Source organism: Nocardioides sp. NBC_00163, assembly GCF_045206295.1.
GTDB lineage: Bacteria > Actinomycetota > Actinomycetes > Propionibacteriales > Nocardioidaceae > Nocardioides.
Genome location: NZ_CP108155.1, coordinates 2,907,882 through 2,920,801 on the forward strand (window position 1 = coordinate 2,907,882; position 12,920 = coordinate 2,920,801).

Annotated in this window: 13 protein-coding genes; 8 read left to right on the forward strand and 5 right to left on the reverse strand. The window is 68.4% G+C overall.

All coding sequences use genetic code 11. The features are described 5' to 3' along the window. Positions 1 to 66 precede the first annotated feature (66 nt). From OG801_RS13995 to OG801_RS14005, 3 genes are read right to left on the reverse strand one after another with little or no spacing between them, the layout of a single operon-like run. The gene (locus tag OG801_RS13995; RefSeq protein WP_406036158.1) at positions 67 to 1,215 is read right to left on the reverse strand and encodes an acetyl-CoA C-acetyltransferase; all 1,149 of its coding nucleotides are present in this window, start codon (positions 1,213 to 1,215) and stop codon (positions 67 to 69) included. A 16-nt stretch (positions 1,216 to 1,231) separates the two neighbouring features. Then, positions 1,232 to 2,026: an SDR family oxidoreductase gene (locus OG801_RS14000; protein WP_406036159.1), complete on the reverse strand. Its 795-nt coding sequence runs from the start codon at positions 2,024 to 2,026 to the stop codon at positions 1,232 to 1,234. After that, on the reverse strand, positions 2,023 to 3,201 hold the full coding sequence (locus OG801_RS14005; protein ID WP_406036160.1) for an acyl-CoA dehydrogenase family protein: 1,179 nt from the start codon (positions 3,199 to 3,201) through the stop codon (positions 2,023 to 2,025). The genes OG801_RS14000 and OG801_RS14005 overlap by 4 nt, the downstream gene beginning before the upstream one ends. Before the next feature lie 47 nt (positions 3,202 to 3,248). Between OG801_RS14005 and OG801_RS14010 the strand changes: the two genes are divergently transcribed. From OG801_RS14010 to OG801_RS14045, 8 genes are all read left to right on the forward strand, one after another. Beyond that, positions 3,249 to 4,094, forward strand: a complete 846-nt coding sequence (locus tag OG801_RS14010; RefSeq protein ID WP_406036161.1) for an enoyl-CoA hydratase — start codon at positions 3,249 to 3,251, stop codon at positions 4,092 to 4,094. Further along, positions 4,091 to 5,218 (forward strand): acyl-CoA dehydrogenase family protein, encoded by a 1,128-nt coding sequence (locus OG801_RS14015; protein WP_406036162.1) that lies wholly within the window; start codon positions 4,091 to 4,093, stop codon positions 5,216 to 5,218. The genes OG801_RS14010 and OG801_RS14015 overlap by 4 nt, the downstream gene beginning before the upstream one ends. Before the next feature lie 125 nt (positions 5,219 to 5,343). Beyond that, a complete protein-coding gene (locus tag OG801_RS14020; protein WP_355017345.1) occupies positions 5,344 to 6,153 on the forward strand; it encodes a hypothetical protein in 810 nt (269 codons plus the stop codon). Then, on the forward strand, positions 6,150 to 7,943 hold the full coding sequence (locus OG801_RS14025) for a hypothetical protein (RefSeq protein ID WP_355017344.1): 1,794 nt from the start codon (positions 6,150 to 6,152) through the stop codon (positions 7,941 to 7,943). The genes OG801_RS14020 and OG801_RS14025 overlap by 4 nt, the downstream gene beginning before the upstream one ends. A gap of 121 nt (positions 7,944 to 8,064) precedes the next feature. Next, a complete protein-coding gene (locus OG801_RS14030) occupies positions 8,065 to 9,024 on the forward strand; it encodes an acyl-CoA dehydrogenase family protein (protein WP_355017343.1) in 960 nt (319 codons plus the stop codon). Further along, complete coding sequence (locus OG801_RS14035) at positions 9,021 to 9,977, forward strand: acyl-CoA dehydrogenase family protein (protein WP_406036163.1); 957 nt, start codon at positions 9,021 to 9,023, stop codon at positions 9,975 to 9,977. Before OG801_RS14030 ends, OG801_RS14035 begins: the two co-directional genes overlap by 4 nt. Continuing rightward, entirely contained in the window at positions 9,974 to 10,783 is an 810-nt protein-coding gene (locus tag OG801_RS14040; RefSeq protein ID WP_406036164.1) for a CoA transferase subunit A, read from the forward strand. The genes OG801_RS14035 and OG801_RS14040 overlap by 4 nt, the downstream gene beginning before the upstream one ends. After that, positions 10,780 to 11,529: a CoA-transferase subunit beta gene (locus tag OG801_RS14045; protein WP_406036165.1), complete on the forward strand. Its 750-nt coding sequence runs from the start codon at positions 10,780 to 10,782 to the stop codon at positions 11,527 to 11,529. The genes OG801_RS14040 and OG801_RS14045 overlap by 4 nt, the downstream gene beginning before the upstream one ends. A gap of 59 nt (positions 11,530 to 11,588) precedes the next feature. On the opposite strand, the gene OG801_RS14050 is transcribed toward OG801_RS14045, so the two are convergent. Both OG801_RS14050 and OG801_RS14055 read right to left on the reverse strand, forming a co-directional pair. Beyond that, positions 11,589 to 11,996, reverse strand: coding sequence for a hypothetical protein (locus OG801_RS14050; protein ID WP_406036166.1), 408 nt, complete (start codon positions 11,994 to 11,996; stop codon positions 11,589 to 11,591). 266 nt (positions 11,997 to 12,262) lie between these two features. Beyond that, positions 12,263 to 12,880, reverse strand: coding sequence for a TetR/AcrR family transcriptional regulator (locus tag OG801_RS14055; protein ID WP_406036167.1), 618 nt, complete (start codon positions 12,878 to 12,880; stop codon positions 12,263 to 12,265). Positions 12,881 to 12,920: the final 40 nt, after the last annotated feature.

Below are 12,920 nucleotides of genomic sequence, written 5' to 3' on the forward strand. Positions count from 1 at the left end.
GGCAAGCCCGGGAGTTGTGAAGCTGAGAGTGGTCTATAGGCCACTCTCAGCTTCACAACCTCGAGATCAGAGTCGCTCGATGATGGTGACGTTGGCCTGACCGCCGCCCTCGCACATGGTCTGGAGGCCGTAGCGGCCGCCGGTGCGCTCGAGCTCGTTGAGGAGGGTGGTCATCAATCGGGTGCCGGTGGCGCCGATGGGGTGGCCGAGGGCGATGCCGCCGCCGTTGACGTTCACCTTCGAGTGCGGGACGTCGAGCTCCTTCATCCACGCCAGGACGACGCTCGCGAAGGCCTCGTTGCACTCGAACAGGTCGATGTCGTCGACCGACAGACCGGTCTTGGCCAGGGCATGACGAGTCGCCTCGATCGGGCCGGTGAGCATCCAGACCGGGTCGTCGCCGCGGACCGAGAGGTGATGGATCCGGGCGCGCGGGGTCAGTCCGAAGGTGCGTACGGCCGCCGCCGATGCCACCAACAGCGCCGAGGACGCGTCGCAGATCTGCGAGGCGACAGCCGCGGTGATCCGCCCGCCGGGAGCGAGCGGCTCCAGGGAGGCCATCTTCTCGAGCGAGGTCTCCCGCGGGCACTGGTCGACGGCGAAATCGCCGACCGGCACGATCTCCCGGTCGAACCGCCCCTCGGCGATCGCGGCCTTGGCGCGCTGGTGCGAGGCGAGCGCGTACGCCTCCATGTCCTCGCGCGAGATGTCCCACTTCTCCGCGATCATCTCGGCGGACCGGAACTGGGAGACCTCCTGGTCGCCGTAGCGCTTCACCCAGCCGGGCGACTCGGCGAACGGGGTGGTGTAGCCATATTGCGCCCCCACCAGCATCGCCGCCGAGATCGGGATCGCGGACATGTTCTGCAGCCCACCCGCGACGACCAGATCCTGCGTCCCCGACATCACTCCCTGCGCCGCGAAGTGCACCGCCTGCTGGGAGGAGCCGCACTGCCGATCGATGGTCACGCCGGGTACGTGGTCGGGCAGCCCCGCCACCAGCCAGGTGGTCCGCGCGACGTCGCCGGCCTGCCCGCCGATGGTGTCGCAGCAGCCCATGATCACGTCGTCGACGGCTCCCGGGTCGATCCCGGTGCGGTCGACGAGCGCGGCCAGCGAGTGGGCGCCGAGGTCGGCCGGGTGGACCTCGGCCAGCGCGCCCCCGCGCTTGCCGACAGGCGTACGAACGGCGTCGATGATGAATGCCTCAGACATCTGGTGACCCTCTCGATCAGGCGTGCTGGCTGGAGACGGAGACGACCTCGCCGGTCATGTAGGACGAGTAGTCGCTGGCCAGGAAGACCACGACGTTGGCGACCTCCCACGGCTCGGCGGCTCGGCCGAACGCCTCGCGGCCCTTGAGCTCCACCAGGAGCTCGGGCGAGGTGACCTTCTCGAGGAACGGGTGCATCGCCAGGGACGGCGAGACCGCGTTGACGCGGATCCCGTGCGGAGCGAGGTCGGCGGCGGCGGAGCGGGTCAGCGCCATCACCCCGGCCTTGGCCGCGGCGTAGTGCGCCTGCCCCTCCTGGGCACGCCAGCCGATCACGGAGGCGTTGTTGACGATCACGCCGCGCTTCCCGGCGGCCACGAACCGCTGCCCTACCGCCCGAACGCACCGAAACGTCCCGGTCAGGGTGATGTCGAGAACGCGGGACCACTGCTCGTCGGTCATCTCCAGCACCGAGGCGGTCCCGCCCAGGCCGGCGTTGTTGATCATCACGTCGACACCGCCGTACGGCTCCGCGGCACCGAGCAGCGCCTGGACCTGGTCCTCCTGCGTGACATCGCAGGTCACGGCCGTGATCCGGCCCTCGCCGAACTCCTCGGCAAGGGCATCGCGCGACTCCTTGAGCCGGCGCTCGTGGGTGTCGGAGACGACGACCGCCTTCGCGCCCTCCTCGAGCACCTTCCGCACCACCGCCGCCCCGATCCCCGCACCGGCGGCAGCCGTCACGACGACGACCCGTCCGTCCAGGAGCGAGTGGCCGGGGACGTACGCGGGGGCTGGCTGTTCGGGCTTCATGCACGGGCCTCTCGTGGCAAGCCGAGCACGCGCTCGGCGATGATGTTCCGTTGGATCTCGTCCGAGCCGCCGTAGATCGTGTCGGCGCGGGAGAAGAGGTAGAGCGACTGCAGCCGGTCGAGCGCGTAGCCCTCCCCGGTGGTCAGCCCGGCGACCCCGACGACGTCCATCGCCAGCTCACCGAGCTCGCGGTGCCACCGCGCCCAGAGCAGCTTGGAGACGCTCGCCTCGGGGCCCGAGGAGCCGGAGTCGTACGCAGAGAGCGTCCGCAGCGCGTGCAGCCGGAGCACCTCCAGCCCGACATGGGCCTGGCTCAGCCGTAGCGCGATCTCCGGCTCGTCTATGACACCGGAAGCCCGGGCTGCCTCCTCGACCGTCTCCAGCTCGCGCGCGAACCCGACCTGCTGGCCGATCGTGGAGACCCCGCGCTCGAACCCGAGGGTCGCCATGGCGACCTTCCAGCCGTCGCCGGGCTCACCGACGACCATGTCGGCCGAGGTCACGGCGCCGCCGAAGAAGACCTCGTTGAACTCGGAGGTGCCGGTGAGCTGCTCGATCGGGCGTACGTCGACACCGGGCTGCGCCATCGGGACCAGCAGATAGGACAGCCCGTGATGGCGCGACGACCCGGGTTCGGTCCGGCACACCACGAAGCACCAGTCGGACAGGTGGGCGTTCGAGGTCCAGACCTTCTGCCCGTCCACCACCCACCGGTCGCCGTCCAAACGTGCGCGGGTCCGCACCCCGGCCAGGTCAGACCCGGCTCCGGGCTCGGAGTAGCCCTGGCACCACAGCTCCTCCACCGCCACGATCTTCGGCAGGAACCGCTCCTTCTGAGCGTCGGTTCCGTGGGCGATCAAGGTGGGCCCGAGCAGCTCCTCGCCGAGATGGTTGATCCGGACCGGGGCGTCGGCCCGGGCGTACTCCTCGTGGAAGATCACCTGCTGGAACAGCGGCAGACCGCGTCCGCCGTGCTCCTCGGGCCAGCCCAGGCAGGTCCAGCCGTGCTCGGCCAGGTAGCGGTTCCACGCCAGCCGCCCCTCGTACGACTCGTGGTCGCGGCCGTTCCCGCCGGTGCCGCGCAGCGCTGCCCACTCGCCGACCAGATGGTCGGCCAGCCACTCGCGCACCTCGGCACGGAACGCCTCGTCCTCGGCGGAGTAGGTCAGGTCCATGCCCGACAACCTACCAAACCAAGCACTTGTTTGGTAGCGTCTGCGGCATGAGCGCCACTCCAACCGAGACCAGTGTCGTGACGTACGAGACCCACGGACCCGTCGCGGTGGTGCGGCTGAACCGCCCCGAATACCGCAACGCCCAGAACTCGAAGGTGACCTACGCGCTCGACGAGGCGTTCACCCGAGCGACCAACGACGACGAGATCAAGGTGATCGTCCTCGGCGGCAACGGCAAGCACTTCTGCGCCGGCCACGACATCGGCACGCCGGGCCGCGACATCGACGAGAGCTTCGAGCGCAAGGCCGTGATGTGGTGGGACCACGTCGGCAAGGAGGGTGTCGACTCCCGCTTCGCGCGCGAGTCCGAGGTCTACCTCGGCATGTGCCGCCGCTGGCGCGAGCTGCCGAAGCCGACGATCGCAATGGTGCAAGGAGCCTGCATCGCCGGCGGCCTGATGCTGGCCTGGTCCTGCGACTTCATCGTCGCCTCCGACGACGCCTTCTTCTCAGACCCGGTGGTCAAGATGGGCATCCCCGGGGTCGAGTACTTCGCCCACCCGTGGGTCACCAACCCCCGCGCCGCCAAGGAGATGCTCTTCACCGGCGGCCGCTTCTCCGCCGAGCAGGCCGAGCGCTGGGGCATGGTCAACCATGTCGTACGCCGCGACGACCTCGAGACCGAGACCTTGGAACTCGCGGGGCGGATCGCCGAGATGCCGCGACTGGGGCTGGCGCTGGCGAAGAAGGCGGTCAACCAGGCCGAGGACCTGATGGGGATGCGCGCCGGGATGGATTCGGTCTTCGGCCTCCACCACGCCGCCCACGCTCACAACGCCGAGGTCGGCAAGGACTCGCTCGCGGGGATGAACGCGAGGTCGATGAAGTCGTGACGACGTTGGAATTCACCGAGGCCGAGGAGGCTTTCCGCCTCGAGGCCCGCGAGTGGCTCGCCGCCAACAACCCAGGCCGGCTGCCGTCGATGGACACCGCCGAGGGAGCCGTGGCCCACCGGGAGTGGGAGCGCACGCTGGCCTCCGGTCGGTGGTCGGTGGTGGCCTGGCCCGAGGCATACGGCGGTCGCGACGCGTCGCTGACCGAGTGGGTCATCTTCGAGGAGGAGTACTACCTCGCCGGCGCCCCGACGAGGATCAGCCAGAACGGCATCTCGCTGCTCGCACCGATCATCTTCGGCCACGGGACCGAGGCGCAGAAGGAGCGCTACCTGCGCGACATGACGGACGGCACGCTCGTCTGGGCGCAGGCGTGGTCGGAGCCGGAGGCGGGGTCCGACCTGGCTTCGCTCCGTGCGTCCGCGACGCAGGTCGAGGGCGGTTGGAGGCTCAACGGCCAGAAGACCTGGAGCAGCCGCGCCCCCTTCGCGGACCGAGGATTCGGCCTCTTCCGGAGCGACCCGCAGGCCGAGCGACACCGAGGCCTGACGTACTTCCTGTTTCCGCTCGACGCCGACGGCGTCACCGTACGCCCGATCGACCAACTCGACGGCACACCCGGTTTCGCGGAGATCTTCTTCGACGACGTCTTCGTGCCTGATGAGGACGTGCTCGGCGGCGTCGGCGACGGCTGGAAGGTCGCGATGTCGACCGCGGGCAACGAGCGGGGTCTGTCGCTGCGTTCGCCCGGGCGGTTCATGGCGGCGGCGGAGCGGCTGATCTCGTTGTACGCCGACGCCCCGCAGCCCCATGCCAACGACCGGGTAGTCGACGCCTGGATCCGTGCCGAGGCCTACCGCCTCTACACCTGGGACACCGTGACGCGGGTCGAGGCCGGCGGCTCGGTCGGCGCGGAAGGTTCGGTCAACAAGCTCTTCTGGTCCGAGCTCGACGTGGACCTCCACGAGACCGCGCTCGACCTTCTCGGCCCGGATGCAGAGCTACCTTCGCACTGGTCGGACGGCTATCTGTTCTCTCTCGGTGGCCCGATCTACGCCGGCACCAACCAGATCCAGCGCAACATCGTCGCCGAGCGGGTCCTGGGCCTCCCCCGGCTCGGCTAGCGAACTGTTGCTCAGACGAGTGGCGTACGTGAAGGAATCACCCCTGCACACCGGTCGGGGTATGGCACCATCCGTGCTGCACCCGGACCTACCGGGCTCGGGCACACACTCGGAGCAACGCCTTCATGAGAATCACCCCCACGCGCCTTCTCGGCGTGCTTGCGGGCTTGGTACTGGTGGCCGGCACAGCCGGTTCCACGCCGGCGGCAACCTGGCAGATAGGCACCAACCAGCAAACCGCGAAGTCGCCGGACACGACAGTCACGGTGTCGGCCAGGATTCCGTCGACAGCCACGCTCAGCAATGCGACGTCGACCACCGTCCCGGTCGATCTGACGTGGTCGACGACGGCTGATCGGCTCGAGTTCACCAGCAACATCGTGGAACTGCGGGTTGAACAGACCGATGGCAACGGACCGGGGGCCACCTCCGCACAGGTCTCCGCACCGACTGGAGCCGGCACGACGCGGATCAACGTGCCCATGATGTCCAACCGTGGCCCTGCCCCGACTCTCACTGGGAAGTACGAGGTGTTCCTGGAAGCCGCCCGTGTGAGGGCACACTTCGGCGAGGGCGGGGCGGCGTACGACGACTTCACCTTCGGCAACGTCAAGCTCGGATCCTTCATCGTGAAGACCAAGACCCAGGTCGCGCTCGAGAGTGCCGCCACGACCAGGACCACCATCCGGTTCTCCGGGACTCTCCGGGCGCCCGGAGAGTACGGCAACACCCAGGCCGTCCCCGGCGAGGTGCTTCGGATCTACTTCGACCCCGCAGGCACCAGGCCCAAGGCGTTGCAGCGCAGCATCTACGTCTCGGCAAACGGAACCTTCGATGTCATCGTTCCCAAGAAGGGCAAGGGGACCTGGTCGTTCGCCTTCGCCGGATCCACGAACTGGGCGGCGTCCTCCGCGAGCAAGGCGGTGGCAAGTTGAGAACGCCCCGCATCCTCAGTGGTCTCGTCGTACTCGCACTCGCTGCGGGCGTGGGCCTTGTCTCGGTATCCCAGGACCGCGCCAAGGCAGCCCCCGTCATAAACGAGGTCACCCGCGAGTTCACCGACGGCGACGCCGTCGTGACGGCGAGGATCCGCGTCCAGGACGCGACCGCCAACGCCCTCGGATGGTGGAACGCAACGGCGGAAAATGTCGTCGTCGACGTGCACTACGAGCACAACGGCACGGCGATCCGGTTCGTGGATGAGACGGAGAAGCGGCCGACGATCTCAATCGCCCGAGCGGGCGAGTCGTCGACTCTCTCGGACTGGAGACTGGCCTCCGTCAACAGCAGCCGTACGCGCGCCCGTGGCGCGCTCTTCAACACCGACGGCCGATTTTCCCTCACCTTGAACCAGCACGTCATCATCACCAAGGACGGGCAGGAGCATGAGATCCATCTCGACGCACCTCAGACGATCGAGTTCGGGCTCAAGCGTGACGTACGTATGGAGATGAACGTCGCTCCGCGAATCGCTCCGTCAGGAAAGGCCGTGAGGGTCTTCGGCTCGATCACGGTTACCGATGACGGCTCCGGCTACGCGCCGGCGGCCGACCGCGCCGTTGACATCTACCTCGACCCCACCGGCTCCGCGGCGAAGCGCAAGATCGCGACAGTGACTTCCTCGTCCACAGGCACCTTCTCCACGAGCTTCACGGCGGCATCGAGCGGCGTCATCAGCGCCGAGTACGCCGGTTCGGCGGCCGAGATCGCGGCCACCTTGGCCGAAGACATCCGAGTGCACACGGGCACGGGCTACCGGGAGAAGACCGTCGCGATCAAGGTCGGAGAGGGCAGTGTCAGAGCCCGTGTCTTCACGCCGAGCAGCGTCACCGTAGGCACCAAGCCGGTAGCCCTGCCCATCGATGTCGAGTACATCGGCGGCTGGAACTGGGAGCAGTTGTCCGGCACTGTCGAGATGTCCTTCTCGCCGCGCAAGGTGGGCTTCGGTGACAGGTTCGGCCCGAACCTCATCCACACCATCGACAAGTACACCGCCCGAGGAACGATCTGGATCGACGGCATGGCTCCGCCGGGGACCTACGCGATCAGCCTCAACGGCACTGCAGTCGGCTCCATCACCGTGAAGAAGGTGACGGCGACCAGCATTCGGGCGACTCCCCCGGCTTCGACCACGAGCGTCCGACATCGGATCGGCGGCACGGTCAAGGCCGTCAACCTCGCCTCGGCCACCTGGGCTCCCGCCTGGCGGCCGGTCACCGGCCTGGGCGTGAAGCTCTACTTCGATCCGGCCGGAACGACAGGACCGCAATACCGAGCGACCGTGAAGACAAACACGTCGGGGGCCTACTCGTACTCTGTCGCCGTCACCACTCCTGGCCGTTGGATCGCCCGCTATCCCGGGTCGGCCTCATACGCCCCGTCAGAGGCGCTGGTGACCACGAAGCAGGCGACCTCGGCGAGGATCAACGCGTCCACCAAGACGCCCGTTCGCGGCACACGGGTCACGTTCACCGGCGACCTGAAGGCCGTCAAGAAGACCTCGGCAGGCCCGCGCTGGCGGCCTCTTGCACGGTCAACGGTGAAGATCTACTTCGACCCCGCGGGCACAGCCGGTCCCGTGCTGAAGCGCACGCTCACCACCGCCTCGACCGGGACGTACCGCACGTCGATCCCGGTGCAGGCCAAGGGGTACTGGATCGTCAAGTACGCCGGAACGACGAGATACGCACCAGCTTCACGCCGCGTTCTCGTCGATCCTCGCTGACGACGCCGTCGGAGCGCCGCCTGCAACCCGCAGGCGGCGCTCCGATCCTTTTCGGACACCTCTCGACGACCAAGCATTTGCTTGGTAGCCTCGCTATGCAGCGACACACAAGGAGGGGCACATGCGTTTCGGACGTACGCCGGAACAGACGGCGTTCGCGGACGCCCTCGACGATCTGCTGGGGGCCGCCGACACTCCGGGCGCGGCACGTTCGTGGGCTGATGGGGACCCTGCACTCGGGCTGTCGCTGTGGCAGCGCCTTGCGGAGCTGGGGGTCGCGGGATTGCTCGTGCCCGAGGAGTATGACGGTTCGGGTGCGTCCGCCGTCGACCTCACTGTCGCGTTCGAGCGGCTCGGGTATCACGGGGCTCCTGGCCCCTGGGTCGAGTCCGTCGCCGTCCTTCCGGGGCTGCTGACACAGGCCGACGAGGCCAAGGTGCTCGCCGGGATCGCCTCGGGCGAGAACGTCGCCACGCTCGCGGTCCAGCCGATGACGCCCAGGGCGCTCGATGCGGACGTCGCCGACCACGCTTTCACGCTCACGACCATCTCCGCGCTGTACCGCGCTGAGGCTGGTGACCGATATGAATCCGTCGACGCGACACGACACGTCTTCGACCTCACTCCAACCGAGCAGATCGCAACCGTCGACGCACGTCAGTCCCTGGATCTAGGAACTCTGGCCTGCAGCGCCCAGCTCCTCGGAGCCGGCAGAAGGATGCTCCAGGACACCGTCGCGTACGCCCAACAACGCCACCAGTTCGGCAAACCGATCGGCGGCCAGCAGGCGGTCAAGCACCTGCTCGCGGACGTACGCGTCGCCCTGGACTTCGCGGCCCCGCTGGTGCACAACGCGAGCCTGACCCTCGCCCCGCGAGACGTCTCTGCGGCCAAGGTCGCAGCCGGCGATGCGGCGTACCTCGCCTCGCGCACCGCGCTCCAGGTCCACGGTGCGATCGGCTACACCCGCGAGTTCGACCTGAGCCTGTGGATCCTGAAGGTGCGCGCGCTGGTCGGCGCCTGGGGCACCCCGGCCGAGCATCGTGCACGGATCCTCGAGTCGCTGGTGGAGGGCCGATGAGGTTCGCGCTCACCGAGGAGCAGACCGACCTGGTCGCGACCGTACACACGCTGATCGCCAAGCGGGCCGCGTCGATGGATCTGCGGGCAGCGATCAGCAGGCCCGAGGGCTACGACACCACCCTGTGGCAGACGCTCACCGAGCAGATCGGGGTGACCGCGCTGGCGGTCCCCGAGGGGTACGGCGGGGTCGGCTGCTCCTACATCGAGGCGCATCTCGTCCTCGAGGAGCTCGGTGCCACGCTCACGCCCTCGCCGTTCGTCGGCACGCTGCTGGCGACCCAGGTCCTGACTGCCGCCGACACCCCGCAGGCCGGCGAGCTGCTGAAGCGGATCGCCGGCGGCGCCACGGCCGCGGTCGCCACTCCGGGATCCGATCTCGTCATCGACGCGTCCGGCGCGGAGATCCTCCTCGTGCTGCGCGGCGACCAGGTCCGCGCGGTGGATCCTTCGGCGGCCACGGTCGCCCCGACCCCGGCCCTGGACCCGACCTGGCGGTTCGCGACGGTCACGATCGACGACCACCCGGATGAATCCGTCGGCACGGTCGACCCGGCGTACGTCACCACCGTCGGCGCCACCATGATGACCGCCCTTCAGGCCGGAGCCTCGCGCGAGGCGCTGGAGCGTACGGTCGCCTATCTCAAGGAGCGCCACCAGTTCGGCCGCCCGCTCGGCTCCTTCCAGGCGCTCAAGCACCGGTGCGCCGACCTGCTGGTCCAGGTCGAGACCGCCCGGACGATGAGCTGGGCAGCGGCGTGGGAACTGACTCAGACGACACCCGACGTACGTCTCATTCGCGCCGCCAAGACCTGGTGCTCCGATGCGTTCTCGCAGGTCGCGGCCGAGATGATCCAGCTCCACGGCGGGGTGGCGATCACCTGGGAGCACGACGCCCACCTCTACTTCAAGCGCGCCCACGCCACCGCTCAGCTCTTCCGAGGAGACACGTGAACAAGACACTCCCCCTCACCGAGGTCAGCAGCAAACTCGAGTCCGGGATGACCATCGGCATCGGTGGCTGGGGCTCGCGCCGCAAGCCGATGGCGCTGGTCAAGGAGATCCTCCGCAGCGACATCACGGACCTCACAGTGGTCGCGTTCGGTGGCCCCGACGTGGGCCTGCTGGCCCGGGCCGGGAGGATCCGCAAGCTGGTCTACGGCTTCGTCAGCCTCGACTCGATCCCGCTCGACCCGAACTTCACCCGCGCCCGCGAGCGAGGCGAGATCCCGGAGACGAGCGAGTACGACGAGGGCATGTTCGTCGCCGGCCTTCGCGCCGGGGCGAACCGGCTCTCGTTCCAGCCCATCCGGGCGGGCCTCGGCAGCGACGTGATGGCGATGAACCCCGACCTCAAGACGGTGAAGTCGCCCTACGACGACGAGGAGTACGTCGCCGTCCCCGGGCTCCGCCTCGACGTCTCGCTCATCCACCTCAACCGCGCCGACGCGGCCGGCAACGGGCAGTACCTCGGCCCCGACCCCTACTTCGACGACCTCTTCGCGATGGCCGCCGACACCACGATCATGTCGGTCGAGCAGATCGTCTCCACCGACGACCTGACCGCCAAGGCCCCGCCGCAGACGCTCCTGGTCCCGCGGATCTTCGTCAACCACGTCGTCGAGGCCCCAGGCGGCGCCCACTTCACCAGCTGCGAGCCCGACTACAGCCGTGACGAAGAGTTCCAGAAGACGTACGTCGCCGCAGCCAAGTCGGATTCCGACAGTGACTGGACCGAGTTCGAGGAGCGTTACCTGTGACCCTGCAAACGATCAGCCGAGCAGACATCTGCGTGGCCGCCGTCTCGGACGCCTTCAAGGGCTCCGGCGAGGTGCTCGCCCACGCCGTCGGGATCGTCCCGGCCATCGGCGTACGCCTGGCCAAGGCCACCCACACTCCCGAGCTCGCGCTCAGCGACGGTGAGGCGTTCATGATGGCCGAGGCTCCGCCGCTGCTGAAGACCGCGGCGGCCGGCGGCACCCCGGAGGCATGGGTGCCGTTCCGCAGCATCTTCGACATCGTCGCCAGCGGCCGCCGGCACTCGATGATGGGAGCCAGCCAGATCGACCGCCACGGCAACCAGAACATCTCCTCGATCGGCGACTGGCGGCGGCCGAAACGCCAGCTGATCGGCGTACGCGGGGCCCCCGGCAACACCGTCAACCACCGCGTCGACTACTGGGTCGCCAAGCACTCCGCCCGGATCTTCGTCGACCGCGTCGACGTCGCCAGCGGCGTCGGCAACGACCGCGCTACCGGCACCGCCGGGCGCTTCCACGACCTCGGCGTCGTCGTCACCAACCTTGCCGTCTTCGGCTACGACGAGAGCGGCCTGATCAAGGTCGACTCGATCCACCCCGGCGTCACGCCCGAGGAGCTCCAGGAGGCGACCGGTTTCCCGATCGACGCCACCGACGCGCCCCTCACCCGCGAGCCCACCCCGGACGAGCTGAAGATCATCGAGGCAGAAGACCCCAAGGGCCTCCGCTTCAAAGAGGTCCCCTAACCCTCCCGCCGAGTCGGCTCGTCATGACGAGCCGACTCAGCGACGCCGGATCAGCGCAGCTACTCGCGCACGACGCACATGCCTAGCGCCGCCGCGATCTCCCAGACCGTCTCTTCGACGAATACGTTGTCACCGCCGAGCGCCGCCGCGACCCGCTCGACGCTCTGCGGAGACAGACCCGTTGCGGTGGCCCAATCCACGGCCCGCTCACCAGCCGCCTCACCGACCGGGAAGGTCCTCGCGACCCACTCTCGCGCCGATTCGACCTTCCGGTCACGTTGCGCGTTGAGCTCGGACTCGTCTTGCGCTGACATCGGGGTGCCGTCGTCGTAGAACGGCGCGTGACCTGGACCGGCGACATAGTCGACGTACATGTCCTGATGGATCGGCGTGCTCCAGGCAAGCTCGCTGCCATGGCCGCAGAACGTCAACATCGCCGCATCGCTGTCCCAGATCTCGGCCGCCAACAACGACACCCCGAACGCTGCCGCGATGGCCTGCGCGAAGTGATCAGGAAGCTAACGACCAAAGTCCCAGGCGGTCCACCCTGCAATGCACCCGCCCATCGGATCGGCCGTGAGATCTGGGTAGAGCTCCTCCGGTGAGCGGTCCGACGGATAGTAAAGGAAGGCACCCCAACGGCCCACAGCGATCTCCTTGGCCCGGTAATGGTCGACGCAAGACTGCCAGAACCCTCATCCGGGTGGCACCGGATTCTCCCCCGCGAGGCAGGTCAGGCGAGGATGCCGGCGTGGAGCAGCTTCAGATACTGCTCCGCGAGGGTCTCGGGGGTGTGGCGGCCGCCGGGGCGATACCAGGAGACGGTGGACCAGACGCCGTCACGGATGAACCGGTAGGTCAGCGCTGGATCGAGGGAGGCCTGGAAGGCTCCCGCGGCCTGTCCGGCCTCGATGACCCGGATCCACAGCGCCTCGTTGTCGCGTGAGCGCTCGGCGACGAACTCGAAGCCTTCTACGGTCGCCAGGAAGGACGCCTCGTTCTGGTAGAGCGCCACCGCCAGCCGCTCCCGATGGATCGTCCGGAACGACTCCGTGATCAGACCGTCCAGGTCGGCCTGCGGGTCGACCCCGCTCTCGACTATCTCGGTGAACCGTGCGTTGAGCCCGTCGAGGAACCCCGAGAGCAGCTCGGTCAGCATCGCTTCCTTGGACCGGAAGTGGTGGTAGAGCGAGCCGGACAGGATCCCGGCGGCGTCTGCGATGTCGCGTACGGTCGTCTGGGCGAAGCCCTTGGTCGCGAACATCTCGGCAGCCAGCGTGAGCAGCTCGGCCCGTCGCGACGACCCCGACGCCGTCCCCCGCCTTCTCGGCGCAACCCCCGTGTCAGTCATGGACGAAGCCTACCAAACAAGCAGTTGCTCAACTACGCTA